The sequence below is a fragment of the Micromonospora cabrerizensis genome, from assembly GCF_022230955.1.
GTDB lineage: Bacteria > Actinomycetota > Actinomycetes > Mycobacteriales > Micromonosporaceae > Micromonospora > Micromonospora cabrerizensis.
The window spans coordinates 1-25,197 of the sequence record NZ_JAKKFI010000089.1; the positions used below are offsets into that span (position 1 = coordinate 1).

Sequence of the window (25,197 nt, forward strand, 5' to 3'; positions counted from 1 at the left end):
ACCCACCAGGACACACCGCGCGTCACACCCCCGACCAACGGCAAAGTCGAACGCTTCAACCGCACCCTGCTCGACGAATGGGCCTACGCACGGCCCTACACCAGCGAGACCGAACGCCGACAAGCCCTCCCCGGCTGGATCCACTCCTACAATCACCACCGCGGACACACCGCACTCAACGGCCTACCACCCGCCAGCCGCGTCCCCAACCTCACGGGTCAGTACACCTAGGCATCCACCGGCGTCGCGGTGTTGCTGAGATTCCTTCACGAGCGTAGGAAGAACACCACCTGCGTCGAAGGAGATGCGTGTGACCACCAACAGAGGGCTCCGTCTCGCCGTGTCCGTGCTGATGAGCGCGGGCACCGTCCTGTTCGGCACGTCGGCCGCCGCGGCACCCCCTGCCACTCCTGCACCGACGGGGCAGCAGGCCTGCGACCCGATCGACCCGACGGCCTGTCTGCTGCCCTTCCCGAACGACTACTTCACCGTGCCGGACCGGACCAGCCCCACCGGCAAGCGGGTGCGGCTCGCTTCCGCCGCGATGCCCGCCAACGTGGCGGGGACCCCGATCGACCCGACGGAATGGAACCGGCAGGACGGGTTCAGCCCGGGCTCACCGATCCTGGTGCGCGTGCCCGGCCTCGACGCCGCGGCGACCGGGATCGCGCCGGTCACCGACATCGGCCGCTCGCTGGCGCCGGACGCGCCGATCGTGCTGATCAACGCCCGGACCGGTGAGCGCACGCCGTACTGGGCCGAGCTGGACGCGCACGCGACCAGCCAGCCCGACCGGCAGGTGCTGATCATCCGGCCTGCGGTGGCGCTGACCGAGGGCACCCGCTACGTCGTCGGCCTGCGCGGCATACGCGACGGCAACGGGGCGTCGATCCCGGCGCCGAAGGCCTTCAGGGCCTACGTGACCGGTGCGGACCTCGGCCATCGGGACACCCGTGCGCCACAGATGAGGCGGATTCTCGCCGACCTGATCCGGACCGGGGTCAAGCGGCACAGCCTCTACCTGGCCTGGGACTTCACCGTGGCCAGCCGGCAGGGTCTGACCGGGCGGATGCTGGCGGTCCGCGACAGCGCTTTCGCCGCCCTCCGTCGGGCCGCACCGTCGTTCACCGTCACCCAGGTGACCGACTATCCGGTGGAGCAGGAGCCGCTGATCGCCAGGCAGGTGACCGGCACCATCGGCGTACCGTCCTATCTCACCGGCGACGGCGGGCCAGGCTCGCGGCTGCACTACGGGCCGGCCGGCGGTCCCGGGACGCCGCAGACCGCGAACGCCCTGCCCACGCCGTCAGGCGCGACGATCGCGGCGGACTTCGTCTGCAACATCCCGCGCAGCGCGTCCGCCGGGCGGCCTGCTCATCTGTCGCTCTACGGCCACGGCCTGCTCGGCAAGCCGACCGAGATCAACGCGGGCAACGTCAGGACAATGTCGAACACCCACAACTTCACCTTCTGCGCGACCAGCTGGATCGGCATGGCCGCCGGCGACGTCCCCTATGTGGCTGGCGCCTTCGCCGACCTGAGTGCCTTCCCCGCCGTGGCGGACCGGTTGCAGCAGAGCTTCCTGAACTTCCTGTTCCTGGGCCGCACGATGATCCATCCGGGCGGGTTCGCCGCCCACCCGGCATTCCGGGACGCCGCCGCACGGCCGCTGGTCAACCTGGCCGGTGGGCTGCACTACGACGGCAACAGCCAGGGCGGCATCAACGGTGGCGCACTCACCGCCATCGCCCAGGACTGGACCCGCTCGGTGCTCGGCGTACCGGCGATGAACTACTCCACACTGCTGCAACGCAGCGTGGACTTCGCCCCGTTCCAGACGGTGATGGACGGCTACTACCCGGACAAGGTCGACCAACAGCTGATCCTCGCGCTGCTGCAGATGTTGTGGGACCGGTCCGAGGCCAACGGGTACGCCCAGCACATGACCGACCGACCACTGCCCGGCAGCCCACCGCATCAGGTGCTGATGCACGTGGCCTTCGGTGACCAGCAGGTCTCGCCCGCCGCGGCGGAGGTCCAGGCGCGCACCATCGGCGCCCGCCTGCACACCCCCGCGCTCGCCGACGGCTGGTCGTCGGACGTCCGTCCGTACTGGGGCATCGCGCCGATCCGCCGCTACCCGTACACCGGTTCGGCGCTCGTGATCTGGAACAGCGGCGCCGCGTACGCGCCGCCGGCGACCAACCTGGCCCCGGCCGGGCCGGAGTACGGCGACGATCCGCACGAGTTCCCGCGCGCCCAGGCCGGAGCCCAGAGACAGAAGGCCGTCTTCCTGCTCACCGGCAAGGTCGTCGACGTCTGCGCGGGGACGCCCTGCCCCTGATCCGCTCGACCGCTGCTCGGGGGCGCTGGCACCGCCGGCGCCTCGCCGCGGGAGCCGAACGCTGACCGCGCCGCCCGCCGCAGATCCGTGGCGGGCGGCGCGCTCGTCGGGTGCGGCCGTCTCGCGGCCTAGGCGAAGCGGTCGGCCAGCTTCGTCAGCTTGGCGACGTACGCCGGCCAGTCGTAGCCAACGGGGATGTTGGTGCTGTCCCGCCGCAGGCCAACCGCCGAGTCGTGCTGCTCGCGGATGATGTCGGCATGACCCGCGTGACGGGCGATGTCGCAGGTCACGTGCACGATGATCCGCTGGAGCGTCACGTCCTGTCGGCCCGGCTGCCACCACGGCACCTGCCCCGGCGCGTCGAGCGGCAGCTGGTCGATCGTCTGGTCGGCGAACACCCCGACACGGCGATACAGATCGATCAGGCCATCCTTCGTCTCGTCCTCGCTCGCGTACCAGTCTGCCTGAGGGTCCTCGTCGAACGCCTCCATGGGGACGAGTTCCTCCGGCGTCGGGAACTCGCGCCCGAAGGTGGACCCGAAGTAGCCGGCTTCGACATTGAGACAGTGCTTGATGATGCCCAGCAGGTTGGTGCCGGTCGCGGTGCGGGGCATTCTGGCATCGCGTTCGCTCAGCCCGTCGAGCTTCCAGATCAGGTCTTCGCGACTTTCCAGAAGGTAGTGGTGCAGCGCAGCCTTCGCATCGCCCAGGTCAGCCATGCCCGCCAGTCTTCCTCATGCGCCGGGCCATCGTGGGTGCGGCGTTCGCACGATCAGCGTCCGGTCGGGGGCGGCATCGCAGCGAAGGTGGCCGTCAGCCTCGGAGCCGGGCTCGCAGCACGTCGACCTCGCAGCCCGGCGAGGACGGGTCGAAGCCGTGCTCGACCAGCCAGCGGATCGCCAGCAGGCTGCGCACCGACCACCACCCACGGATCACGTCGAGATCGACCTCGGCACCGTAGCCGACGAGGACGTCACCAAGGTGCTCCTCGTGCCCGAGCGTCAAGCTGGCGAGGTCGTACAGGCCGTCACCCCGGCCCGCCTCGGACCAGTCGAGGACGCCGGTGACCTGGTCACCGTCGACGAAGACGTGGCTGATCTGCAGGTCGCCGTGAGTGAACGCGGGTGTCCACGGCCGGAGTGCCGCGTCGGCGACCTGGCGGTTGTGGGTGACCAGGTCGGTGGGAAGGACGCCGTTCGTGACCAGCCACTGGCATTCGCGGTCGAGGTGCGAGGTGATCTCTTCGAGGCTCCGACCGGGCCAGGGCGGCAGCGGAGCGTCGTGCAGCATCCGAACGGCGGCGCCCGCCGCGGCCCAGGCTGCCCGCGACGCCGTCGACGGTGCGCCGAGGCGGCCGAGCGCCGTCCCGGGCAGGGCGGCGAGCGCGAGGACGGGCGGCTTCCGCCACCGGACCTCCGGAGTCGGGACCGGCGCCAGAGCCATGGCCTCGACCTCGACGTCCGTGCGCGTCTGATCAGCGTCGATCTTCAAGAACACGTCACCAACGCGCATGGTCACGCGCTCGTGGTGGGCGACGACGACCTCGACCTGCTGCATGTTCGGCATTGTCGCGGGGGTTGACCAGCCAGGTCACCGGCTTTTTGTCGCGCGCGCCTGACCTCGTCGCCGTCCGGTGGTGCTCAACCCAGGAGGGCTTGGACCACGTCGGGCCGGTTCAGGGCCGCGACACACCACGCGAAGTGACCGTCCCTGCCCTCGGGGTCGTAGGCGTTCGCGGTGATCAGCGAGTACGCCGCGCGGTAGACGAGGAGCGCCTGCCGCTGGTAGCCCAGACGCTCCTCGATCTGCGCGTGGAGGCCATGTCGGGTCAGCTCCACGTCGGTCGGGGGGTGCATGAGGGTGTCATCGCCACCTGTTGTCGCGCCGGGCGGTGCGGGAGGGTCCGGGCGCTCCCCGCGCCCTCGCCACGGCTGTCTCGGTCGGGGCTCTGGTCAGGTGTGTGCGCGGCGCACCATCTCGCTGATCCAGATGGGCGCGTACGGGGACGTGCAGCCGGGGGAGGTCGGGTAGTCCTTGAGCACCGCCAGGCGCTCCCCGATGTCGATCGCGCGGGCGCGGTGCGCGGGGTGCTCGATGCCGATCTGGGCCAGGCAGTGGTTCATCGCCCACTGGAGGCGATCCGGCGCGTCCCTCATCTCGCTCTCGATGACGTCGAGCAGTCCCGGCAGGTCGAGGCTCTCGGGCTTCTTCGTCACGCGCTCGGTGGTCAGTGCCCACCCGGCGCTCGCGACCACCGGATCCGGGTCGGCGTACCAGGCCAGGCGTAGCTCCTCGGAGTGCGGGCTCTTCTTCACCACGTAGTTCACCAGCCAGTCCTGCACCTTGGGCGCCCGTGCCTCGCGCAGCATCGCGTCCAGCTCGTCCCGCTCGAACGCCCTGGGTCGGCAGATCAGGAGCGCCAGCAGTCTCGCCGCGGTGTCGCCGGTCTTCCAGAGCTGGCGGGCGAGTTCCTGCTGCGTCTTCAGCCGCTTCGCGAGCGCACGGAGTTTGCCGAGGTTCACACCGTGATCGTCACCGTGTTTCGCGTTCACCTCGCGTGTCCGGTCGTCCTCCAGCGTGGCCAGCTCGGCCATCACCTCGGCCACCACCGTGTCAGTTGGCGTCGTCGCGGTCACCGCAGCCTCCAGCTCCTCGGGTGTGAGATGCACCTTACGACGCGCGGAGCCGACGGTGACCTGCGGCTGGCGCGTGACCCGACAGACGCCCCGGCCACCTACCGTGGCGGCCGGGGCGTCAACGCGACGAGTCGGACCCGTCAGGCCGGGGCGGCCGGGCAACTCGCGCCGGCCGGCGGTGTGACTCTGGCGATCAGGTACCGCTCGACGTGACTCCGGGTGCACTCCGTGCGGGGATAGCTGCCGTGCCCGGATCCCTCGTACGTGAGGAGGGCGCCTCGCCTGCCGAGCTGAGCCGCCACCCGCAACGCCCCGTCGTACGGGGTGGCCGGGTCGTATCGACCGTTGAGCACCAGCAGCGGGGTGTCCGTCCGCACCCGCAGCCGATGTTGCGGGTTGATCGCCGTCCAGCCCAGGCAGATCGCGGCGAAGCGGACGGACAGCGGTGACGCCCGCAGGTGAGGTGCCGTGGCGCGGGACAGTTGGAGAAGCTGGTTCCACTCGGCGAACCCGTCGACCGGCAGCGACCAGTCCTCGCAGAACGCCAGCAGCGCGTACTCGGTGAGCTCCTCGCCCGTCTGGACGGGTGTCCTCGGTGAGGTGAGGGGAGGATTCGCCGCCTCGCCCCGCTCCAGCGCGACCAGCAGGTTCGCGAGATCGGCCCAGGTCGCGTCGAAGAAGTTGGCGAACGTCGCGAAACCAAGCTCGAACCAGTCCAGCCGGTCACCGGTGGCCGCGTCGACCAGCGTGCCCGCGTCGGCCCGGCGCATCAGACGGTCGAAGAGCGCCGGTACGTCGCGTCCGTGCAGAGCGCAGCTCTGGTTCCGGCCGCACCATGTCACGAACTCGTGGAACAGTGCCTCGTTGCTGGCCGCGCCACTGCGGAAGTACTCCTTGATCCCCAGGCTGTGGTCCATCACGCTGTCCAGGACCATCGCGCGGACCCGGTCCGGGAACAGCTCGGCGTAGCTCTGTCCGAGCAGCGTGCCGTAGGAGAGCCCGAAGAAGCTGAGCTGCCGCTCCCCGAGCGCCACCCGGACGGCCTCCATGTCCCGCGCGACACTGTCGCTGTCGAAGTGGTCGAAGAGCGGGCCGCTGTGGGCCCGGCAGTCGTCGCGCAACTGGCGGTTGTAGGTGAGGAGCCGGTCGAAATCCTCCGCCGTGGTCGGCACCAGCGAGGGGTGCCGGTCGAGCAGTGCGGTCGAGCATCGTACCGGGGCGCTGCGGACCGTACCCCGGGGATCGAAGCCGACGATGTCGAAGCGGCGCAGCACTTCCGGTCCGTACTGGCCGTCGGCGGTGAGTGTCGCGTCCACACCGGACAGACCGGGACCCCCGGGATTGATGACCAGGACGCCGATGCGGGCGGACGGGTCGGTGGCGGTACGCCGGGCCAGGGCCAGCTCGAAGGTTTCCCCTCTCGGCCGGGCCCAGTCGACCGGCAGGCGCAGGGTGCCGCAGCGCGTGCCCGGATCGTCGGGTCGTTCCGGGCACGCTCGCCAGTCGACGCGGCCGTTCCACCCGCCGGTCGTACGGTCAACGGGCGGGGCGGCGATCGACCCGGCACCGCCGGCTGTCACCGGTGTGCGGGCGGCGAGCGCCGGCGGGGCGTTGAGCGAGAGGGCGGCGAGGACCGCGACGACGGCCGGGAGCCAGCGCAGGAGCGGCGGGCGTCGACGATCAGCCCCGCTGCGATGCCAGAAGGTGGGTCTCTTCGTGGTCAGCATTGGTCCAGCCTGCCGACGCCCGGTCCACGTCGGATCCATGCCGGTGCGGGTGCGGCCGGCAGCAGGCCCTCAGCGGTACACGGCCGCCAGCCGCTCGGACAGTTCCACGGCCTGCGGATGCCCGATCTCGTCGAGCAGCACCAACGCCTGTCGCCACAGGTCGGTCGAGGTCTCGAGGTCGCCCTCGGCCTGATGGGTGTCGCCGAGACGAATGAGCGTCTCGGCCCTCCCGCACTGGTCGCGCAGGTCCGCGTAGAGCAGGAGAGCGCGCCGATAGCAGGCGGCTGCCGTCTCGTGCACCCCGAGACCCTGATAGGCGAACCCGAGACTGTCCCAGGTGTGGGCCGTGCCCAGCAGGTCCTCGACCTCCTGGTGCAGAGCCAGCGCCTGCTCGCAGTAGGCGATGGCGCGGGCGTGCTCGTCCAGCCGGGCATGGCACCACCCGAGCGCGTTGAGCGCGGCGGCCTCGCCACGCCGGTCGCCGGTGCCGCTGGACAGCGCCAGCGCCGCCGCGGCGTGTGGCAACGACCCCCGCGGGTCGTCCTCGATGTCATGCAGCCAGGCGAGATGCAGGTGCGTGCTCGCCTGCCCGGGCCGGTCACCGATCTGGTCGTACCGCGCCATCGCCTGCCGAAGGTGGTCGCGGGCGGCGCCGTGGCGACTGAGCTGGATCTGGGCCAGCGCGAGGTCCCGGTGCGCCAACGCCTCGGCACCGGGGTCATCGCCGCGTCGTGCGACAGTGACCGCGCTGGCCTGCGCGGCAGCCAGGTCGTGCCACTGTGACAGACGGCTGAGCAGCGGAGTGAGGGCCTGGGCGAGCTGCCCGGCGTGGGCGTCGAAGCGGTGCGCGACCGCGTCGTCGACGGTGGCCAGCAACACCCGCTGCTCGGTCGCGAACCACGCCAGCGCGGACTGGTGGTCGGTGAACGCCGGGGGCGATTCCTCGGCGGGCAGGGGCAGCGGGTCGACTGGGAGCCGGCCGGCATCGACCAGCCGCGCCGCGTCCCGGGCGATCCGCAGGTAGTGGTCGAGGACACGGGTCCGGGCGGCGCTGCGGTCGGCCGCCGAGTCGTGTGCGTCCGACAGCTCCTGCCCGTAGGCGCGGAGCAGATCGTGACAGCGGAAGCGGTCAGGGGACTGCTCAGCCAGCAGGTTCGCCCGAGTCAGCTCGTCGAGCGCCGGTCGGACCAGGTGCGGCGCCGCTCCAGCGAGGCTGGTCGCCGCCGCCGCGCTGACGTCGGGGCCGGGAAGCAGACTGATCTGCCGGAACAGCCGGGCGGCGTCCGGGCTGAGTAGACGGTACGACCAGGAGAGCACCGTACGCAGGTCGGTAGCGGCGTCGTCGGTGGCCAGGGCGGCGAGCCCACCCCGGCTCGCCGCCAGATCGTCGGCGATGGACTGAAGGGGGAACATGGGCCGGGCGGCGGCTCGCGCGGCCACCACGGACAGGGCGAGGGGCAACCGGGCGGTACGGCTGATCAGCTCGTCCACCGCTGCCGGCTGGGCGGCGGTCCGCTGCACACCCAGCCGGCGTGCGAGCAGTTGGCGCGCCTCGGCGGTGCTGGGCAGGTCGAGTGCGAGGGGTTGAGCGCCCTCGGCGGCGACCAGGCCGGGCAGCGTGTGGCGGCTCGTCACGATCACGCCACAGCGGCTCGACCCGGGCAGCAGCGGCCGCACCTGTTCGGCGTCGCGCGCGTTGTCGAGGAGTACCAGCAGTCGTCGGTCCGCGGTCAGGCTGCGGTACAGAGCGAACTGGGCTGCCGGATCGGCGGGGATCTCCAGGGGCTTCACGCCCAGAGCGGGCAGGAGCGAGCGTACGACCACGGCCGAGGGGGACGCCTCGTGTGGGGCCACGCCGAACCCGCTGAGGTCGACGTGGAGTTGCCCGTCGGGAAAGTGGTGCCGGTTGTCGTGCGCCCAGCGCAACGCGAGCCAGGTCTTTCCGACGCCACCGGTGCCGGTGAGCACCACGGTGCCGGCCGGCCCGTCGTCGCCGAGCAGCAGCGTCGTGAGCCGGGCCAGCTCGCCGACCCGGCCGGTGAACATCGCCGGCGGGGCCGGCAGTTGCCGAGGGACGACCCGGGGCGTGGTCTTCCTCGGCGACCGCGCGAGTGTCAACAGCTCCCGATCGGCCCGCAGGATGCGGATGTGCAGGTGCTGGAGATCCGGACCGGGCTCGACTCCCACCTCGTCGGCGAGCAGTCGGCGCAGCTTCCGGTACGTCGCCAGCGCGTCGGTACGCCGTCCGGCCCGGGCCAGAGCCACCATCAGCTGCCCCCATGGGCGCTCACGGAGCGGATCCCCGTCGACCTGCGCCCGGAGCGGTTCGATCAGCTCGTGGTGCGCTCCGGAGCGCAGCTGGAGGTCCGTGACCTCCTCCAGCAGACTCGCCCGCTGATCCTGAAGGCGTGCCCGGACGGAGAGCAACACCCCCGAACCGGGGAGGCCGGCAAAGGGCTCACCACGCCACAGCGCCAACGCCGCCTCGAACGCCTCCAGGGCAGCTGACCAGCGGCCCTGCCGCAGGGCGTGGTACCCGCGCTGGGTCAGGTCGTCGAAGGCCAGGCTGTCCGTCGTGTGCGGGTCGAGGACGAGACGGTAGCCGGTGACCTCGGCGAGGATGGCCGGATCGGGTACTCCTGGGGACCGTAGCGCGCGGCGCAACGCCCAGACATAGGTCTTCACGTTTCCGGCCGCTGTCTTCGGCGGGCGTCCCTGCCACAGCTCGTCGACGAGTTTGTCGATGGACCACCCGGCGCCCGGCTGCGCCATCAGGATGGCCAGCAGGCGGACCTGCATCGGCGTGCCGAGGGCCAGCCGTTCCCCGGCAGGAGACCGCACCTCGACCGGGCCGAGCAGTCGGTACCGCAGCGCCGACGGCACCCCCGCAGGGTCCATCACGCCATCGTACGGACCCGGATCAGCGACCTTCATCGGCTGGACGGCCGCCAGCAGTGACCAGGTCGGCGTTCCGGACGCCGATCGGCGGCCGGGGCGGACTATCGTGGCGTGGTGAGTACCCGCCACGTGCCCGCGCAGATCGGTGACCTCCCGCCGATCGGGCGACCGGCCAACGGTGCCCTGCTCGAGGCCGGCATCACCACGCTCGCCCAGGTGGCCACCCACCGCCGCCGCGATCTGCTGGCCATGCACGGGGTGGGGCCGAAGGCGGTCGACCTCCTGGCCGCCGCGCTGGCCGAGCAGGGGCTGACCTTCGCTTCGTAGGCGGGCCGCCGGGGCGCCGCTGCCTCAGCCGCGCGGGTGGGCGCAGAGCGCCTCCAGCCGTTCCAGCGTCGCGGTCATGCTCGTGATCCAGCTGCGCCCGCCGTCCATGGCCGCCTGCTCGTCGGCCGGCAGCGGGGAGCAGTCGTAGGTCTCGGTCACGATGGTCGCGTCGGGGCCGTCGGGGGTCAGCTCGTAGGTCCACCGGTGTCCCCATCGCGTCGAGGGCGCGGCACCGGGTGCGGTGTCCGGGTGGCCTCGGCCCGGCTCCGGCCTCCAGCCGATGCGCCGGTTCACCTCGTACTCGGTGACGTGGTTGTTCATCTCGTAGTCGCCGTACCGCGAGTAGTGCATCCTCATCACGAAGACGTCGCCGACGGCGGCGACCGCCGCGTCCGACACGGCACCCCGCAGCATCCCGGAGCCGTCGAGGTCGGTGTGGCGCCGAGGGTCCGCGAGGACCTGGAAAATGTCGGCCGCCGGCGCGGCGATCCGCCGGGACACCGCGACGGGCGCGGCCTGACCACCTGTCACCGGTACGCCTCCCTCAAGGTGATCGCCGTCGACGCCTGGCGCTGGACCTCGCCGAGCCGTTCGGTGAGGAAGGCGCGTTCGACCTCGTTGTCGGTGTGGGCCAGGGCCTCCTGGTAGGCGTCCGCCGCCGGTGTCCACCGGTCGAGCTGGCGCAGGAATTCACCACGGGCGGCACTGAGGTAGCCGTAGGTCGCCAGGACCGGTTCGGCGAGCAGTGGTGTCAGCGCGTCGAGACCGGCCTGCGGGCCGTCGCGCAGACCCACGGCCACGGCACGGTTGAGTTCGACCACCGGCGAGGGCCAGAGCTGGAGCAGGACGTCGTACAACCCGATGATCTCCGCCCAGTCGGTGTCCGACCAGGTCGGCGACTCGGCGTGCACGGCGGCGATCGCGGCCTCGACGGCGTACCGTGTCGGCGGCCTGCGACGCAGCGCGTCGGTCACCAGAGCGACACCCTCGCTGATGAGCCGGTTGTCCCACCGCCCGCGGTCCTGCTCGGAGAGCAGTTGCAGCCGCCCGCCGGCGGAGACGCGGCTGTCGTCACGTGCGTGGATGAGCAGCAGCAGCGCGAGCAGGCCGCTGATCTCCGTGTCGGTGGGCATGAGCAGGTGCAGCATGCGGGCGAGGTTGATTGCGCTGTCGACCAGGTCACGGCGGACAAGGTGCGCGCCGCTCGGCGCCGTGTGGCCGGTGGTGAAGATCAGATGGACGACGTCGAGGACGGCGCTGACGCGTCCGCCGAGGTGATCGGGCGACGGCACACGGTACGGGATCCGGGCCGTGGTGATCTTCTTCTTGGCTCGTGTGATCCGGGCGGCCATGGTGGGTTCCGGCACCAGGAACGCGCGGGCCACCTCCGTGGTGGACAGCCCACACACCAGCCGCAGCGTCAGCGCGACCTGAGCGTCGCGGGACAGGGCCGGATGACAGCAGGTGAAGACGAGTCGGAGCCGGTCGTCATCGAGGCCGTCCTCGGGGCCGGGCACCGACCGGTCGGTCACCAGCAGCGGTAGGGCCCGACGCAACGCCGACTGGCGACGCAGCACGTCCAGCGCCCGGTTGCGGGCGGTGGTTGTCAGCCACGCACCGGGGCGATCGGGGATGCCGATCTGCGGCCAGACCCGCAGCGCCTGGGCGTAGGCGTCCTGGGTGCACTCCTCGGCGAGGTCGAGGTCCCGGGTCAGGCGTGCCGTCGCGGCCAGCAACTGGGCCCAGTCGCGGCGGTGCGCCTGCGCGACCGCCGCGACGACCTCGGCGCTCATCCGCGGTCGACCACCGGACGGATCTCCACCCCGCTGTGCGCGGCGGAGACCTCGTACAGCCGCGAGGCCAGACCGATCACCTCATCGAGGTCGGAAGCCTCGATCAGGTAGTAGCCGCCCACCGCCTCCTTGGTCTCCAGGAACGGCCCGTCCGTGATGGTCAGCCGACCGTCCGGGTCGGTGCGCAGCGTGGTTGCGACGCTCGCCGGCTCCAACTGCTGGGCGTTGAGGATTGCTGGCCCGGCCGCGACGGTGAAGGCACAGTGGGCCTCGTCGCGCTGCCGCAACTCCTGCGGCGACATCGCGGCCCACTGCCGCTCGTCGCCGTGGATGAGGATCAGGTACTTCGCCATGTCGCGCATCCCATCGTGTGGAGCCCGGCCGGGCCCGCCTACCCCACCGACGAGTGAACCTGATCGCCGATCGACAGACGAGAGGACCAATCTTCACCGCGTCGACAGTTCACCGCCGTACGACGGGACACTCCGGGCGAAAGATCATGGGTAGCATGCTCCGGCGTCCACATGTCATCGGGGGAGAACATGCGCCGTCGTACGATCCTGCAGTGGCCGCTCCTGGCTGGGGCTGCCAGCGCCCTGCCGATGCTGACGGCGAGCCCCTCCCTGGCTGCGGCAACCCGCCCGTGTCTGCTCGTCTCGGCCGACGACTTCGACGACCTGCGAGCACGGGCCGCCAGCGAGCCCTGGCGGAGCTGGAAGAGGGCCGCGATCAGCCGGGCCGGCTGGGATTTCGACGCGGCACTCTCGCTGGGTGACCGGTCCAAGCGTATCGCCGAGATCGCCAGCTACTCCTCGCTCGCGTACATCCTCGACGACCAGACGAACGCGGCGGTTCACGCCCGGAAGATCCTCACAATGGTGGGCCACCTCCACCGAGAGGTGGTCACCCTCGGACTGCTCGACAAATGGGACTGGAGTGGGACGGTTCCCCAGGCGAACGCTCTCTTCCACCTGGTGCTCGGCCTGGACGTCGTCCACAGCGGGCTCACCTCGACCGAGCGAGCTGCGGCCGAAGCGAGCCTCGGGCAGATTGCCGCGGCCTTCGCTGACTACCGGTCGTTCCCGAGCTGGCAGGCGGCGCCGATCGGCGCCTACGGCACCTGGCTCGCGTACCGGGTGACGGGCGGCGGAAGCAGCGCGGAGCGGGCGGCGCTCGGCGATGCCATCAGGGAACTCGAGAGCCATCTCGCGTCCGTCATGGGGGTCAGCGGCGCGTACCTGGCCGCACCCACCTACGTCGGCCACCGCCTCGGCTCACCGGGTGATCGTGACCCGAAATCGTATTTTGTCGATGTCCTGAGCAGGGATCCGGAGCTCTACTCCAGCGTGCCCGGCTATCGCAACTTCTACCAGGACCCCACCTACCGGGCGGCGATGGAGTTCTATGCCGGCTACCTCACGACGCCGGTCACCCGACGCCTACCTCGCAGGAGGCTGGCCGCCGAAGCCAACGTCACGGTACGCGGTGGGAAATACGCCAGCGACCCGGGCGAATCTGGTGGCCTCCTGCACGTGAAGGTGGACGAGCCCGACTTCACCCGAGAGTGCTTCCTCCGTTTCAATCTCGATGATCTGGCCGTCGACCAGGTGGTCAAGGTGCGACTTCGGCTCTATCTGAGCATGGTCGGCGCGGACGGCTGCCCGTTGGCAGTTTCACGGGTGGACGACTCCTGGGATGAGAAGGTCACCTGGAGCGACCGGCCAACGGCCACGACACTGCTCGGCACCTGGGATCCGCGGACCAGGATGGCGGCGGAGCTGGACGTGACAGTGGCCGTCCGCGACGCGTTGGCGGCGGGGGCCCGGAAGTTCTCGGTCGGCATCCGCTCCACCGGTGCTGGGGCCAACCGGTTCGCCCAGTTCATCTCGCGACAACCGGGTGTCGCCGCCGAGGCAAGCTTCTTACCCAGACTCCTGGTCAACACCACGGACGACATCGTCGCTCGCGACGAGTACACCTTCGGCGACAGCGCGACAACCGGCGGCGCGGTGTCCCGCTCTGCCCGCACCTACAGCGCCGACAAGTTCAGCCCGGCGTCTGCGTCTCACGCGGCATGGAGTCTGAACCGAGTGACCATCGCGCCCCTTCCGATGATCACGACGTACGCCCTGACGACCGAGGCGCCGTCGCCCACCGCTGTCGTTCCGAGTCGCGTCTTTCCCGACGCCGGCGCCTGGTTCCTGCAGAGCAGTCACGACCCACGGGCACTCGCTGGGGCGCTGTGGAACGCGATCAAGGACGGCGGTCACCAGCATCGGGACACCAACTCGCTGCACCTGTCCGCTTACGGCGAGCACGTGCTGCGCAACTCCGGGTACAGCGGCTACGGCATGCCCGCGGTCGGGTTCAGCCACGTTCAGATCAGGGACCTGGCCGTTCTCAGCAACACCGCACTCATTGGCTATGGCCCGACGTTCAACGACTTCTCGCCGCCGAGCCTCAACAATCACGTGAAGTCCTACGGCGCCGGGATCGTCGAGGACCTGCTGTGGGGCGGCGTCGACTACGCCACCGGCGACTCCGGTGAGGCGCTACCCAATGGCAGGCACCGGCGCAGCCTGGTCTTCGCCCACCCGAACACCGACACCCAGGGCTACTGGACGGTCTTTGACGAGTTGACCGAGGTGACGGGATCGGGTCCGGTAGGAATCGCCTGGCATCCCAACTCGGCCAGCGATCCAGTTGCGGCTCCGACGATGACGGATTACACCTTCCCCATTGACGTCGACCCGTGCACCGACACCCGGGTGAGGCTCACCGCGTTCCTCGCCACGCCGCCTTCCCAGGTGCACGTCAAGAGCGGCCCGTTGGCCGACTGGGCCGACAGCCGTCAGGGAAGGTACCTCTACGTCACCTACCCGACGGACTCCGTAGACCGCAAGAACGTCGTCACCGTGCTCTTTCCCTTCGACGACGCTCACCCCAAGGCGGCGATGAGCAGAATTGCCGGAAGCGGCTACTCGGGTGCCGCGATCACGCACGCCAGCGGCCACACCGACTATGCGATCGCATCGATGGGTGCGACCGAGAACACCATCGGTAACGTGAGGTGGCAGGGGTGGGCCGCGTGGTACCGAACCACGAGCGGAGCTGCACCGAGCACGGTTGAAGTGCCGAACTACCTCGTTCGCAAGGGGCGCACCCTGCGCTGGCGGGATTACGGCTTCGAGACCGACTCGTACGTCAGCCTCCTGGCAAAGGGACGCGGTGGGCGCGTGCTGAACACGACCGGCCACGACATCACGGTCACCTTCTACTATCCCGGGCTGAACCTCGTACGCCTCGACGGCAGGCCCGCCACGTCGCCGGCCTCGGGCGCCGGATGGCGCTCGGTCATCGTCCCCGCCGGAAACACGGTCTTCGAACTCGTGACAACCTAGAACCCGGTTCACAGCCGGGCGTCGACGGGTTCCGGGGAGCGCCACGTCGACTAAGCGCCCCGTCCGGCGTGGACGGGGCGCTTGGTCGGTCTAGTCGAGTTGCGTGTCGTAAGCCGATCGGTCCTCGTCAGCCGTCGACGCCGGGGCGGCTACCTCGATCCGGGGTGACCGGTCCGGCGGAAGGTGGGCGGGGTCGGCGATCACGACGACGTCCACCTCACCGTCGATCATCTTCTGCTCGACGGTCTCCCATGGTGCCCGGACGATGCCCTTCAACCGGTAGTCGTGTTGCCGAAGGTGTGCGAGACACACCGCGACGGCGGGCTCCGACGGCTCGATGTCGGCGGGGATCCAGATGACGGCTATTTCCATGATCTCTCCTGATCAACGTCGTGGACGCGGCTGACTGATCAGGAGTTGCCGTGGAGGCGGAGGCCCCCGCTCCACGGGCCGGCTGGTGGCGCGCATGTCGACGGCGGCGACGGTGAGCCCCCGCGACAGTGGCGAGATGGGTGGTGGACATTCGGCCGCTGACGTCGGCGAGTCGACACCGCCGGCGCCGACGCCGGTGGGTGCGGACGCGACAGCCAGCACGATCGCCGGTAGCCCCGGCTCGGGGCGGCCCGGCGGGCGCGGTGTCGGCGCGGGCACCGCACCCATCGCCGCCTGCGCCTGACCCGACGTCCGGGCCCGATCCCGCGTGCGGCCGTCGGCGGTGCCGTGGGTGCCGCGAGACACCGTGGCCGTCACGAAGGTCGACGGTGCTGGCGGTGCTGAGGGCGGCGGCGAGGCGGGGCGGGCGGCCCGGGAAGCGGGGGCGGTGGGTGACGAGGACGACGGGGCTGCGCTCGGCGGCGGGGTCGGCACAACGGCGGGGGGCTTGGCCGACGTCGACGGCAGGGGAATGGCCGGCAGAGGCAGCGGACTGGCCGACGGCAGGGGGAGCGGGATGGCCGACGGCAGGGGAAGCGGAATCGCCGACGGCAGCGGCAGCGGGATGGCCGACGGCAGCGGGATCGACAACGGCGACTCGACCACGCCGGGCAGCAGTGTCTCGATGAGATTCGGCGAGGTCGTGGCCGTCGCGGGGTGGGGATCGGTTGGCAACGGCACCGGCAGTGGCGGCGTGGAGTCGGCGCGAGCGGGGTCAGCGCCGAGGGCTGCGCCCAGTGCCACCGCCCCGAGCGCAACCGCGGGCAGGCTGTGCCTCAGGCGCATCGCACAGGGGCGGTGGAGAGCCGTGTCGCCGGCCGCGCCCGGTCCGAGTCACCGGTCCTGCGTCGCTGGCCGAGCCGTCGCTCCTCGCTCCCTGTCGTTCGCTCCATGTGTGTTCCTTGCCCCCGGTAAGGGCGAGCTACACCTCCCGTCACGCCGTACCTGGCCAGAGGTACGTCCACTGCAGACAATGCACCCTCTGAGGTGGATCGACGGCGACGGCCGAACGCGGCGGCCGGGCGTCACACCGCCGGGTCGTGCGGCGGCGGCTGCCGGAGGGCGTCGCCGATCATCCCCGGCCTGCGCCGGGCCACCCCCGCGAGAAGGTCCGCGACCTGGACGCGCGGATCGTCACGGGAGTCGACCATCACCAGCCCCGCCAGGGGTGACACCCCGTTCGGTAGAGCCCAGGTGGTGTCGGCTGCCGCCGACGATGCGCCACGGGCGGCCATCATCCGCTGAAGGCGAGTCAGTCGGTCGGCCGTCAGGGCGCTCTGCTCGTCGTGGGTCACCAGCACCTGCCGCTGCCCGCCGCTCCAGGACAGGACCGTCTCCGCGAGCGCCGGCAGCAGCGGTTCCAGCGGTGGGGGCACCGACCGGTCGTCGTTGTCGAGTCTGGCCAGCACGGCTCGCACGTGGCTCGGGTCGAGCCCGTGGAGGACGGCGTCGGCCGCCGCGCCGAGCCCGCGGTGCAGCAGCGCGTCCCGGGCCTGGAAGAACCGGTGGACCGACTGCCGCACCGGCACCCGCCGCTTCATCCGGACGAGGTCGACGAACGCCGCCAGGAAGGCACCCCAGTCGCTCCCGGCCGAGTGTCTGGCCGCGTAGAGGCCGAGGGCGGTCGGCCGCTGGTCGCGGGCCAGCCGGGTGCCGGCCGCGTACGACGGCTCGGCCAGCAGGAAGTCCACGATCCGGGTGACGAGGAAGAACTCCTTGTCGATCAGGTGGACGTGGGCGCGGCCGGTCAACGCGGTCAGCAACCACTCCAGGGCTTCGTCGGCACCGGAGCCGCGCAGGAACCGCCCGGACTTCAGCTCGTGTGGTGAGAACCGGAACCCCGACCGCAGCGCGGTGATGAGCGCGACGGCCTCGTCGGCCACCAGGTCGACACTCGCGTGCGTGATCACCGGGGCGGTCGAGTGCAGCAGGTTGGTGCCGGAGAATCCCGACTCGTCGCAGGCGATCTCCACGACGGCGCCCACCACCGCGTCCCGCAGCGGCAGCCCGCCCTGAAGTGGCGATCTCACCCGCGAGCTCCCGCCATGCCGACCATGGTCACCCGTGCACCCGTGCAGAACAACCCGATTGTGTACGACGCGGCGCGAGGTGACCGGCCGGCTAGCGTCGCGCCGAGCGGACCGGCTCGGCGAGGGGCCGGCCGACGCGGAACACCGCGAGCGGTTCGCCGCCCACCCGCTGGGTGAGCCGCCTGGCGGTCGCCGGGCAGTCGACGAGCTGGCTGAGTGGATGGACCGACAGGCCGTGCCGGGCGAGCGTCAGCCACGTACGCAGAAGACGCCGGCCTGCGGCGACGCGGTCGTCGTCGTCGGCCAGCAGGACCAGGACGCTGCCGTCGTAGCGCAACAGGCCGCGGCCGCTGGCGGCCAGCAGCGCCGGGAGGCCCATCCGGCGGGTGACCGGGTACGCGCGGAGCCCGGCGGAGAGGGCCCGCGCCTCGTACCGGGACAGGGCGAGCGCCCGGTCGGTGAGCCCGTCGAGGTGGTATCGAGGGTGGGTTGGGCTCAGTCGCAGCCAGTCACGTAGCTCGACCGCGACGGCCGGCGTGCCGAAGAGCCACCGGTCGGCGACCGTCAGGTCCGACGCGAGATCCCGGGTCGGGACGTGCGCGACGCCGGGGCCGAGCCCGTCAAGGACGGCGGCGTCGACGCGCCCGGGTGCGTAGGGACCACGGGCGACCCGGCGGGCCTCGACGTCGGCGATGGTGAACGGGGTCGCGTAGCGGTCGGCCGCGGGGACCAGTCGCGGACCGGGCGCCGCGGTGACGGTGAGACCGAGTTCGGCGGAGACGATGAGGCACGTCTCGACGAACGCGCCGATGCCGAGGGCCAGGTCCCGCCCGGTCGGGTCGGAGTCGGGCAGGCTGCGGGCCGGATCGACGCCGATGGTGATCTCGTCCGGGTGGTACTCCGGCCGCCAGGGTTGCGTGTTGTGCGCGCTCGGCGCCCGGCGGCAGATCGCCTCGTTGGCCCGCAACCGTTCGACCCAGCTCACGTGACCGCCGCTTTCTCGTAGTAGGTGTACCCGTGCAGTGGCCGACCGCCGGCCCGGCGGTACTGAGCCGCCGAGGCGACGTTGGCTCGTTCGACGAAGGTGCTACGCAGCGTGCGGTAGCCGAGGCTGGCGAGGTTGCGGTGCAGCTCTCGGGACAGCAGCGTCAGGTACCCCTTGCCCTGCTCGTCGGGCACGGTGCCCTTGATGATGAGGACGGCGTCGCTGCGGTAGCGGTGGCGGGTGGCGAGCAGCCGGAGCTGGTTGGGTATGCCGAGCCGGCCACCGACGCGCATGAGGTACTCGGAGATGTCCGGCACGGTGACGACGAACGCGACCGGCCTGCCGGCCTTCTCCAGCCAGAGGAGCAGCGCCTCGTCCAGCAGGAACGCGAGACCGTCGGTCTGCTCCGCCAACTGCTCGGCGGAGATGTCGGTGTAGTAGCCGAGCTGCGCGAAGCTCGCGTTGAGCATCTGCCGCAGGATCGGCAGTTGGCGGTGGAGACGCCACCGGGAGCCGTGCCGGACGACGAGCTGCTCGGCGGCGATCCGGGCGTCGTCGAAGGTGAATCCGTGGTCCTGGTCCGCGACGACCGTGTTGTCGAGGTCGACCAGCCAGGTGTCGGCCTCGAAGCGACGGTGGAAGCCGTGCCGTTCGTACATCCGCGGGTAGTAGGCGGGGTTCCACGCGGAGTCCACGAAGCCGCGGTCGGCGAAGCCCGAGGTGATCACCCCGCCGGTCTGGTTGGGCAGCAGTGCCACCGGCCCGAAGAGCGGTCGACCGTCGGCCCTGGTCTCGACCGCGTCCAGGATGGCGGCGAAGACGTCGTCGTCATCGACGAACTCGGTGTGCCCGAACAGCTGTCGGGCGCCCACCTTGGCGTCGAAGGCGGCACTGTGGTGCACGCTGGTGCGACCCACGACCACACCGTGGCGGTCGCGGACCAGGAACAGGTCCGCGGTGCGGCGGTGGGTCGCGATGACCGACGACAGCAGGGGTACGTACCGGTCGCTCGGGTGCAGCCGCAGCGGGAAGTCGACGAACGCCCGCAGGTCGGCCCGCGACCGCACCGGATCCACTCTCATCGACGGTGCACCGGTGGGCCGGCCGTCTCGGTGGAGAGCGGGGTGAAGGTCGGTATGTGCGCCATGCCGTCCGCCTCGGCGCGCCAGACGCCGTTGCTGTAACCCTCGGGCTCGGCGTTGTACAGGCGGATGTAGCCACCGGTCGCGTTCGTGGTGCCGTGATCGGTCACCCAGCACATCAGGTCGCGGTGGTGGCGGCTGCGGGCGAACGTCAGCAGCGCGTCGCGGTCGCTGAAGAAGGCGATGGTGCCGAGCGTGAACGGGAACTGGTAGTACACGGTGTGCCACCGGTACCCGTTCATCCGCTTCATCTGCCGGACCATCCGGAACCACGTCCGGGTGAGCGTGACGATCGAGCGCGGCCCGCGATAGCGGGTGGCCCCGACGAACATGGCGGTCGCCTGGCCCACCGGGGGAGCCGCGGAGAAGTCGGTGGTCCTCATGCCGGCACACCCTTCACCAGGTAGACGTTCTTGATCGTGGAGGCGGTGTCGGCGAACGGTCCGGTGCCGTACTCGTGGATCTCCACCCGCAGGTCGGCCGCGGACGGGTCCTCGACGAGGGACTCGGCGAAGTCCCGACTGACCTCGGCGAGGTGACGCAGCACCCCCGCACGGCAGGTGTCGACGAGGGTTCGCCGCTCGTCGGGGCCGAGCACCACGCCGTCGCGAAGTTGCAGGTTGACGACCGGTCGGCTCTCCAGGTCGGCCTGCTCGGTCACCTGGAGGCAGAAGCTCTGCAACAGGTGCGCCTGGGGGTTGCCGGTGTAGAGGCCGTACTCGACGTCCTGCGGGTAGATGTTGGCGCCCATGTACGAGATCGTGCTGTCCTTGCGGCCGTACAGGAAGAGCAGTGGCAACCGCATCCGGTCGACCTGCCAGGCGCGGTCCGCGGCGGCCCGCGCGGCGGGGTCGCTGATCGCGGCCAGGACCTCGGGGTACGAGATCAGCCTGCCCTCGTCGCCGATGTTGTAGCGGACCCGGGGGTTGAGCACCGCCGTCGAGTTGATGGTGCAGAGCACCTCGTTGTCCGCGGTGGTCTCCAGATAGGTTTCCAGCGGGTTGTACTGGAAGACCATCGGTAGCCGGTGCTCGTCGGCGCCGAGCAGGGCGGTGCGCAGCGCGACGTCGGTCCGCAGTTGTCGACGCACCCAGACGGTGAAGTCGCTCTCCCCGGCGATGCCGATGGTGAGGTCGCTGGCCCCGTAGCCGGAGCGCACCTTCAGGAAACGTTCCTGGAGGTAGTCGCGCAGCGCCTCGGTCATCCCCTCGCCACCGACGAGACCGCTGATGCGGTAGTCCGCCCACGGGAAGTCCTCGGCGTCGAGCTTGTCGCGCAGGTGCTTGAGGAACGGTGGGTACGCGGTCACGATGTAGTCGAAGCCGGGCCCGAAGTAGCGCAGGGTGTCCACGATCTTCTGGAGGTCGGGCCCGGTGTTCTTCACCATCGCGATGGTGGACATGGCGATGCCGGTGTTGGTGCCGGTGGCCCAGGCGCCCATCGAGTAAGCGTTGATGACGAACCGCCGCCTCGACGGAAACACCATGGTCGCGTAGCCGGCCAGGTTCTTGTGCACCGATCGCAGCTCCCGACGGCTGCGGATCCAGTTGAACGGCTGACCGGACGACCCCGACGACTCGTCGACCACGCTGCCGGCGATCTCGATCTCACCGTGCCGACACCGCTGCGCCTCCGGGTACGCCTGCACGTACGACCGCTTGTCCGTGGGAGGGTACGACGACAGGTCGAACCACCGGAACCGCCAGTTGCCGCGGCGCAGGAAGTCGCCGTACGCCGGGACGTCGATCGCGGCGAACTGGCACGTCATCCAGGCGTGCAGCCGGGCGAAGTGACCCATGTACGGGCGGTACTGACGTGCCGTGAGCCGCCACACCGCCGGGTGGATCCGGTAGAGCGTGTAGAGCCAGGTCAGAGCGAAGCTCGCGGATCGCAGCGTCCACCGGCGCAGGAAAGTGACCACGCGGCAACGCTATCGGGCGGTCGGGGCAGGCACCTGACGGCGGATACTCAGGCGTCGTTGAGTACGAAGTGGATTGTTCGTCAGACGGTCGTCGAGTCACCGGGCCGCAGGTCGACGAGCAGGTTCCGCACGCCGGCCTCCTCGAAGGCTCGCACGACGTCGTCGGCATCCTGGGTGTAGTGCCCCCAGCCGTCCTGGTGCACCGGGACCACCGCCCGGACGCCGAGCAGGGCCGCCGCTCGTGCCGCCAGCTCTGCCGTCAGGGTGAGGAACCCGTCACCGCGTACGGCGATCCGGGCCGCGCCGAGGTTGAGGAACGCGATCTCGATCGCCGGGAACTGCTCCGCGACGACCGCCACGACATCGAGGGAGGCGTTGTCACCGCTGACGTAGACCGTTGGCCAGCCGGTCGCCTCCAGCACGAAGCCGACCACCGGGCCGTTGTGCACGCCGATCTCCGGTGTCCCGTGCAGCGCCGGGACCGCCGTGACGCGGATGTCGCCGGCCTCGGCGTGCTCGAACGGCCGGAGGCCGACCGCACCGGGGCCGAGATTCGGTGCGCCCGCGGCGGTGGTGAACACCCGTGGGGCCCGGCGCGCGAACTCACGGCCGGAGATGTCCAGGTTGTCGATGTGGTGCTCGTGCGACACGAGCACCACGTCGACCGGGCCGAGATCCTCGGGCGCCGCGCTCGGGCCGGTGAACTTGGTCGCCGTGACGGGGCCGTTCTGGTACGTCCGCGGGTCGTCGAAGGTCGGGTCCAACACGACACGCGAGCCCGCGTAGTCGAACACGGCCGTCGGGCCGCCGACGGAGCGTACGGTCAGCTTGTTCATGGTGTTTCTCCCTGGTTCTGCTCTGGTGCCCGCGAGCCGGGCCCGTCCGCGCGACGTGTCACCGCAGCGGTATGTCGGCGTCGTCGCCCGGGGGCCTCCGCCCGTGGATGCGGCGCTCGTCGGCGGAGATGGGAACGTCGTTGATGCTGGCTTCCCGGCGGGCCATGTAGCCGCGCTCTCGTGGCGGCCGGTGAGGAAGGTCGACCTGTTGCGCCAGATGCTGTCGGGTGTGTAGGCGGCGGCCACGCGCTGCGGGTCACGGGTGTTCCAGGCGTCTTCGGCGGCCTGCACCTTGATTCGGGCGGTTTCGGCGCTGAACGGCGGCAGTGGGTGCCGCAGTGGCGCACCCGGGTCGGCGGCGTCAGTGCTCATGGCTGTCCCTGTCTCGCTGGTTGTCCGGAAGGGCGCGGCCGTGCAGTTGTGCGCGTAGGGCGTCGTTGTCCGCGCGCAGGCGGGTGAGCTCGTCGCGGATCGGCGCGAGCGCGTCCGCGAGTTCCGCCTCACTGAAGCGGGGCGTGATGTGTTGCGGGCAGTTCCAGTCGTAGCCGTGCACGTCGACGGTGATCAGGCGCTCCATCTTGCCGGGCTGCCCGGGCACACTCAGTCGCTCCAGCAGGCCCTCGGATGCCCCGTCCCGTACGTCGGTAACGCGGGCCGTTCCGATGATCTTGAGCCGGCGCTGGTGTGCGTAGTCCATCAGCAGCAGCGACACCCGTGGCGACGCGCCGAGGTTGCCGACCGAGAGGTACTGCCGGTTGCCGCGCAGATCGGCCCAGCCGAGGACGCTGTGCCCGTCGACGGGGTCGAGGACGCTCAGGAAGCCGGGCGGGCCGCCGCGGTGCTGCAGGTACGGCCAGCCGTTCTCGCCCACCGTGGCGAGGTAGAAGCTGTCGCGTTCGGCGAGGAAGGCGGTCTCGTCGGCGCCGAGGGTCGCGTCGGTGTCCCAGCCGGCGACCATGCGCGCGACGGCGGGGCGGCTGCCGTAGCGCTGCTGGGCGGCCACCACCGAGGCGTTGGTCAGTTCCTGTAGGTAGCGGTGTGGCATGGCCGGACGCCCTCCGAACTCGGGTCTAACCCCATTGGCTCAGTTAGCCGGTTAGAAAGGTGCGTCGGTTTGCCTAACCTGTCAAACCGAAGACGGTGGTAAGGTTGGCGTCATGACACGTCGGCCGTTGGTGGGCGAGCCCCTCGCACTGGACCTGGTCAACACCCAGTGGGTCGAGCGGGGTCACCTGGTCGACCTGTTCGACGAGCCCGACGGGCTGCGGGGGTGGCTCACCGAGCACCGGCTCCCCGGCGATCCCGCGTCGGTGGAGGCACCGCTGCGCGAGGTGCGTGCGGCGCTGCGCCGCGTCCTGGAGCAGCCCGACGACGCCGCCGAACGGGCGGTCAACGCGATCCTCGCCCGTGGCGCCTCGCGCTACACGCTTCGTCAGGGCGCCGTGCACGAGCACCATGACGTGGACCCGGGCTGGCTTCCGTCCTGGCAGGCGGCCGTCAACTACCTGGAGCTGCTGCGCCAGCAACCCAACCGCATCCGACGCTGCGGCAACCCGGCCTGCGTCCTGCACTTCTACGACACGTCGCGCAACGGCACCCGACGCTGGTGCTCAATGGACGGGTGTGGCGCTCGCGCCAAAGCGGCCCGCCACTACCAGCGGCATCGCGTGACCTGAGTGCGTGGGCCGTGCGCTCTCGTCCGCCGCTTTCTTGTCGGCCGGCAGCTGCCAGGTCAGATCGGGAAGCGGCCTCGGCGCCACTGCCAGTGCCGGCCGGCCGTCAGGTGGTCGATGATCGCGCGCTGGAGCACATTGCCGCGGGGCAGCCTGTCGAGCGGCGTGGTGAGGCTGCGAAACCCGAACCGCAGCACCTCCACGTCGGCGTCGGGCCCCTCCTGCTCGTCGTAGGGCTCCAACTCGAACATCTGCTGGAACCGGACGATGTTGGAGGTCTCGGGCAGGTACTCCCGCAGTTGCGGGTCGAGCAGCCAGGAGCCGCAGGCGAAAGCCGTGTAGTGCTCCTCGGGGAAGTGGCGGGGGAAGAACGCGCGGGCCGCGTCGAGCGAGGCCGCGACCGCCTCCGGGGTCAGTGGCCCCGACTCGGGGACGTGCAGGTCGATCGCGCTGCCACCGCGCTGGTGCTGCAACCGCCCCAGCTCGTAGACGCCGCCGCGCGCGTGCAGGGTCAGCCAGCTCTGCATCACCGGCCAGCCCTCGCCGCGCATCCGCCGGTCGACCGCGAGGTTGCGGCCCAGATCCGCGAGGGTCACCCAGGTCACGGCATCGGCGATGCCGTGATCGCGGTGGTACGCCGTGACGACGTCGACCATGGCCAGGTACGCGTACACGTAGAGATGCCGCCACGCCGGGCCCCGCTCGCGCGGCAACTCCGGCCCCGGCGACAGCCAGCCGTAACCCCCGAGATCGGCGCGGACCAGGGCGGTCGACCGGTCGAGCAGCCAGCGCAGCTCCGGGGTCCAGTGTGGTGAGCCGGGATCGGGCCAGCCGGCCATGATCTCGGCGGTGTCGTCCGGCGGCACCGCGAGCCGGCCGAGGATCGCGTGCGCGCGGGCCCTGTCGGGCAGCGGCGCCGACGGTCGGTCGCCGGCGAGTTGGTGCACGCGTTCGATGTCCTCGACGGGCACCCCGAGTCGGGCGGCGGTCTCGTCCAGATCCACGGCGGCGATTCTAACTGTCGCCGGGCTCGCCCTCGTACCGCTGTTTCG

The 25,197-nt window shown here is 70.8% G+C and carries 24 protein-coding genes and 1 pseudogene; 5 read left to right on the forward strand and 20 right to left on the reverse strand.

The window, feature by feature from the left end:
- A partial coding sequence (locus LADH09A_RS23495; protein ID WP_238647630.1) for an integrase core domain-containing protein occupies positions 1-231 on the forward strand: 231 nt, incomplete at its 5' end.
- Between the two features lie 73 nt (positions 232-304).
- The gene (locus LADH09A_RS23500; protein ID WP_238647631.1) at positions 305-2,344 is read left to right on the forward strand and encodes a hypothetical protein; all 2,040 of its coding nucleotides are present in this window, start codon (positions 305-307) and stop codon (positions 2,342-2,344) included.
- Positions 2,345-2,472: 128 nt separating this feature from the next.
- Here LADH09A_RS23500 and LADH09A_RS23505 read toward each other — a convergent pair whose 3' ends face one another.
- The 6 genes from LADH09A_RS23505 to LADH09A_RS23530 form a co-directional block, all read right to left on the reverse strand.
- Positions 2,473-3,063: a DinB family protein gene (locus tag LADH09A_RS23505; protein ID WP_238647632.1), complete on the reverse strand. Its 591-nt coding sequence runs from the start codon at positions 3,061-3,063 to the stop codon at positions 2,473-2,475.
- Positions 3,064-3,157: 94 nt separating this feature from the next.
- Positions 3,158-3,901, reverse strand: a complete 744-nt coding sequence (locus tag LADH09A_RS23510; RefSeq protein ID WP_238647633.1) for an aminoglycoside phosphotransferase family protein — start codon at positions 3,899-3,901, stop codon at positions 3,158-3,160.
- Between the two features lie 83 nt (positions 3,902-3,984).
- Entirely contained in the window at positions 3,985-4,200 is a 216-nt protein-coding gene (locus tag LADH09A_RS23515; RefSeq protein WP_238647634.1) for a hypothetical protein, read from the reverse strand.
- 96 nt (positions 4,201-4,296) lie between these two features.
- Positions 4,297-4,938 carry a DNA alkylation repair protein gene (locus tag LADH09A_RS23520; protein WP_274530050.1) on the reverse strand — a complete coding sequence of 214 codons (642 nt, stop codon included), beginning with the start codon at positions 4,936-4,938 and terminating at the stop codon, positions 4,297-4,299.
- 182 nt (positions 4,939-5,120) lie between these two features.
- Complete coding sequence (locus tag LADH09A_RS23525; RefSeq protein WP_238647636.1) at positions 5,121-6,707, reverse strand: alpha/beta hydrolase; 1,587 nt, start codon at positions 6,705-6,707, stop codon at positions 5,121-5,123.
- Positions 6,708-6,776: 69 nt separating this feature from the next.
- Positions 6,777-9,605, reverse strand: coding sequence for an AfsR/SARP family transcriptional regulator (locus LADH09A_RS23530; RefSeq protein ID WP_238647637.1), 2,829 nt, complete (start codon positions 9,603-9,605; stop codon positions 6,777-6,779).
- Positions 9,606-9,719: 114 nt separating this feature from the next.
- Between LADH09A_RS23530 and LADH09A_RS23535 the strand changes: the two genes are divergently transcribed.
- Entirely contained in the window at positions 9,720-9,932 is a 213-nt protein-coding gene (locus LADH09A_RS23535) for a helix-hairpin-helix domain-containing protein (protein ID WP_238647638.1), read from the forward strand.
- Positions 9,933-9,956: 24 nt separating this feature from the next.
- Here the strand turns inward: LADH09A_RS23535 and LADH09A_RS23540 are convergent, their stop codons facing one another.
- Genes LADH09A_RS23540 through LADH09A_RS23550 form a run of 3 tightly spaced genes read right to left on the reverse strand, consistent with a single transcriptional unit; the run spans position 9,957 to position 12,078 of the window.
- Positions 9,957-10,463, reverse strand: coding sequence for an SRPBCC family protein (locus tag LADH09A_RS23540; RefSeq protein ID WP_238647639.1), 507 nt, complete (start codon positions 10,461-10,463; stop codon positions 9,957-9,959).
- On the reverse strand, positions 10,460-11,725 hold the full coding sequence (locus LADH09A_RS23545) for an RNA polymerase sigma factor (protein ID WP_238647640.1): 1,266 nt from the start codon (positions 11,723-11,725) through the stop codon (positions 10,460-10,462). Before LADH09A_RS23545 ends, LADH09A_RS23540 begins: the two co-directional genes overlap by 4 nt.
- Entirely contained in the window at positions 11,722-12,078 is a 357-nt protein-coding gene (locus LADH09A_RS23550) for a YciI family protein (protein ID WP_238647641.1), read from the reverse strand. The genes LADH09A_RS23545 and LADH09A_RS23550 overlap by 4 nt, the downstream gene beginning before the upstream one ends.
- Before the next feature lie 189 nt (positions 12,079-12,267).
- On the opposite strand from LADH09A_RS23550, the gene LADH09A_RS23555 reads away from it, so the two are divergent.
- Positions 12,268-15,126, forward strand: coding sequence for a CBM96 family carbohydrate-binding protein (locus tag LADH09A_RS23555; protein ID WP_238647642.1), 2,859 nt, complete (start codon positions 12,268-12,270; stop codon positions 15,124-15,126).
- Positions 15,127-15,216: 90 nt separating this feature from the next.
- Here LADH09A_RS23555 and LADH09A_RS23560 read toward each other — a convergent pair whose 3' ends face one another.
- From LADH09A_RS23560 to LADH09A_RS23605, 10 genes and pseudogenes are all read right to left on the reverse strand, one after another.
- Positions 15,217-15,498: a hypothetical protein gene (locus tag LADH09A_RS23560; protein WP_238647643.1), complete on the reverse strand. Its 282-nt coding sequence runs from the start codon at positions 15,496-15,498 to the stop codon at positions 15,217-15,219.
- Between the two features lie 12 nt (positions 15,499-15,510).
- Positions 15,511-16,302 carry a hypothetical protein gene (locus LADH09A_RS23565; protein ID WP_238647644.1) on the reverse strand — a complete coding sequence of 264 codons (792 nt, stop codon included), beginning with the start codon at positions 16,300-16,302 and terminating at the stop codon, positions 15,511-15,513.
- 281 nt (positions 16,303-16,583) lie between these two features.
- Positions 16,584-17,588, reverse strand: coding sequence for a hypothetical protein (locus tag LADH09A_RS23570; protein ID WP_238647645.1), 1,005 nt, complete (start codon positions 17,586-17,588; stop codon positions 16,584-16,586).
- Positions 17,589-17,679: 91 nt separating this feature from the next.
- Positions 17,680-18,573 carry a nitroreductase family protein gene (locus tag LADH09A_RS23575; protein ID WP_238647646.1) on the reverse strand — a complete coding sequence of 298 codons (894 nt, stop codon included), beginning with the start codon at positions 18,571-18,573 and terminating at the stop codon, positions 17,680-17,682.
- A complete protein-coding gene (locus tag LADH09A_RS23580) occupies positions 18,570-19,655 on the reverse strand; it encodes a hypothetical protein (RefSeq protein WP_238647647.1) in 1,086 nt (361 codons plus the stop codon). Before LADH09A_RS23580 ends, LADH09A_RS23575 begins: the two co-directional genes overlap by 4 nt.
- Complete coding sequence (locus tag LADH09A_RS23585; protein WP_238647648.1) at positions 19,652-20,098, reverse strand: DUF4188 domain-containing protein; 447 nt, start codon at positions 20,096-20,098, stop codon at positions 19,652-19,654. Before LADH09A_RS23585 ends, LADH09A_RS23580 begins: the two co-directional genes overlap by 4 nt.
- Complete coding sequence (locus LADH09A_RS23590) at positions 20,095-21,636, reverse strand: phenylacetate--CoA ligase family protein (protein ID WP_238647649.1); 1,542 nt, start codon at positions 21,634-21,636, stop codon at positions 20,095-20,097. Before LADH09A_RS23590 ends, LADH09A_RS23585 begins: the two co-directional genes overlap by 4 nt.
- A gap of 80 nt (positions 21,637-21,716) precedes the next feature.
- The gene (locus tag LADH09A_RS23595; RefSeq protein ID WP_238647779.1) at positions 21,717-22,472 is read right to left on the reverse strand and encodes an MBL fold metallo-hydrolase; all 756 of its coding nucleotides are present in this window, start codon (positions 22,470-22,472) and stop codon (positions 21,717-21,719) included.
- A 237-nt stretch (positions 22,473-22,709) separates the two neighbouring features.
- Positions 22,710-22,844: pseudogene (locus tag LADH09A_RS23600) on the reverse strand (DUF1348 family protein); the annotation flags it as partial.
- Positions 22,834-23,517 carry a pyridoxamine 5'-phosphate oxidase family protein gene (locus LADH09A_RS23605; protein ID WP_238647650.1) on the reverse strand — a complete coding sequence of 228 codons (684 nt, stop codon included), beginning with the start codon at positions 23,515-23,517 and terminating at the stop codon, positions 22,834-22,836. The pseudogene LADH09A_RS23600 and the gene LADH09A_RS23605, both read right to left, overlap by 11 nt.
- A 112-nt stretch (positions 23,518-23,629) precedes the next feature.
- Here LADH09A_RS23605 and LADH09A_RS23610 point away from each other — a divergent pair, with 112 nt between their 5' ends.
- The gene (locus tag LADH09A_RS23610) at positions 23,630-24,148 is read left to right on the forward strand and encodes a CGNR zinc finger domain-containing protein (RefSeq protein ID WP_238647651.1); all 519 of its coding nucleotides are present in this window, start codon (positions 23,630-23,632) and stop codon (positions 24,146-24,148) included.
- A gap of 56 nt (positions 24,149-24,204) precedes the next feature.
- Here LADH09A_RS23610 and LADH09A_RS23615 read toward each other — a convergent pair whose 3' ends face one another.
- Complete coding sequence (locus LADH09A_RS23615) at positions 24,205-25,149, reverse strand: acyltransferase domain-containing protein (RefSeq protein WP_238647652.1); 945 nt, start codon at positions 25,147-25,149, stop codon at positions 24,205-24,207.
- Between the last annotated feature and the right edge of the window lie 48 nt (positions 25,150-25,197).

Excerpts from the sequence above, each read along its gene's own strand:
- LADH09A_RS23610 (WP_238647651.1), top strand. The coding sequence starts at position 23,630 with ATGACACGTCGGCCGTTGGTGGGCGAGCCCCTCGCACTGGACCTGGTC.
- LADH09A_RS23545 (WP_238647640.1), bottom strand. The coding sequence starts at position 11,725 with ATGAGCGCCGAGGTCGTCGCGGCGGTCGCGCAGGCGCACCGCCGCGAC.
- LADH09A_RS23530 (WP_238647637.1), bottom strand. The coding sequence starts at position 9,605 with ATGGACCCTGCGGGGGTGCCGTCGGCGCTGCGGTACCGACTGCTCGGC.
- LADH09A_RS23595 (WP_238647779.1), bottom strand. The coding sequence starts at position 22,472 with ATGAACAAGCTGACCGTACGCTCCGTCGGCGGCCCGACGGCCGTGTTC.
- LADH09A_RS23505 (WP_238647632.1), bottom strand. The coding sequence starts at position 3,063 with ATGGCTGACCTGGGCGATGCGAAGGCTGCGCTGCACCACTACCTTCTG.
- LADH09A_RS23500 (WP_238647631.1), top strand. The coding sequence starts at position 305 with ATGCGTGTGACCACCAACAGAGGGCTCCGTCTCGCCGTGTCCGTGCTG.
- LADH09A_RS23550 (WP_238647641.1), bottom strand. The coding sequence starts at position 12,078 with ATGGCGAAGTACCTGATCCTCATCCACGGCGACGAGCGGCAGTGGGCC.
- LADH09A_RS23510 (WP_238647633.1), bottom strand. The coding sequence starts at position 3,901 with ATGCAGCAGGTCGAGGTCGTCGTCGCCCACCACGAGCGCGTGACCATG.
- LADH09A_RS23555 (WP_238647642.1), top strand. The coding sequence starts at position 12,268 with ATGCGCCGTCGTACGATCCTGCAGTGGCCGCTCCTGGCTGGGGCTGCC.
- LADH09A_RS23605 (WP_238647650.1), bottom strand. The coding sequence starts at position 23,517 with ATGCCACACCGCTACCTACAGGAACTGACCAACGCCTCGGTGGTGGCC.
- LADH09A_RS23560 (WP_238647643.1), bottom strand. The coding sequence starts at position 15,498 with ATGGAAATAGCCGTCATCTGGATCCCCGCCGACATCGAGCCGTCGGAG.
- LADH09A_RS23525 (WP_238647636.1), bottom strand. The coding sequence starts at position 6,707 with ATGCTGACCACGAAGAGACCCACCTTCTGGCATCGCAGCGGGGCTGAT.
- LADH09A_RS23580 (WP_238647647.1), bottom strand. The coding sequence starts at position 19,655 with ATGAGAGTGGATCCGGTGCGGTCGCGGGCCGACCTGCGGGCGTTCGTC.
- LADH09A_RS23515 (WP_238647634.1), bottom strand. The coding sequence starts at position 4,200 with ATGCACCCCCCGACCGACGTGGAGCTGACCCGACATGGCCTCCACGCG.
- LADH09A_RS23585 (WP_238647648.1), bottom strand. The coding sequence starts at position 20,098 with ATGAGGACCACCGACTTCTCCGCGGCTCCCCCGGTGGGCCAGGCGACC.
- LADH09A_RS23520 (WP_274530050.1), bottom strand. The coding sequence starts at position 4,938 with ATGGCCGAGCTGGCCACGCTGGAGGACGACCGGACACGCGAGGTGAAC.